The sequence below is a fragment of the Ligilactobacillus pobuzihii E100301 = KCTC 13174 genome, assembly GCF_000349725.1.
Taxonomy (GTDB): domain Bacteria; phylum Bacillota; class Bacilli; order Lactobacillales; family Lactobacillaceae; genus Ligilactobacillus; species Ligilactobacillus pobuzihii.
On sequence record NZ_APCP01000071.1, the window covers coordinates 1 to 565 of the forward strand.

The window sequence follows — 565 nt, forward strand, 5'->3', positions numbered from 1 at the left end:
GACCGGACGCAAGTCCTAACTGCAAGCAGTGTGATGGCTAAGGCACATGTAGTTAATATTTCTAAAGCTGGTCCACGGGTTGCCTTGCGTCGGATGCGTGAAAATGATATTTCTTCGATCTATGTGGTCGATAATGAAAATAAATTTGTCGGCTTTGCTGATGCAGACGATGTTTCTGAATTGATCAAAAAAGGCAGTAAAGACTTGCATTCTGTCTTGAAGACCGATGTGCCTAAAACACATGCTGATACACCGATCAATGATCTGATCAATGATATTTCGAAAACGCCAATTCCGTATATTGTTGTGGATGACGATGATCATCTGTTAGGTATTATTTTACGTGGTACAGTCTTGGCTGCTATTTCTGGGGAAGAGGTGACCGCTTAATGAACGGAATTGGAGCATTACCATTAGCTGACTGGGTCAACAAAGGTGTTGACTGGTTAAGTAATTTTACAGGCTTTTTCAATGGTATTACCGCATTCTTCCAGGCGATCATTGACGCAGTTCAATGGGTCTTTGATCTCTTGCCTGAATGGTTGTTTATCATTGTGATCTTAGC

At 41.6% G+C, this 565-nt stretch carries 1 protein-coding gene; it reads left to right on the plus strand.

The annotated features are described in order from the left end of the window. Positions 1–390, plus strand: a 390-nt coding sequence (locus tag LACPOB_RS11485; protein ID WP_040532537.1) for a CBS domain-containing protein, incomplete at its 5' end; no start/stop codon positions are given. Positions 391–565 lie beyond the last annotated feature (175 nt).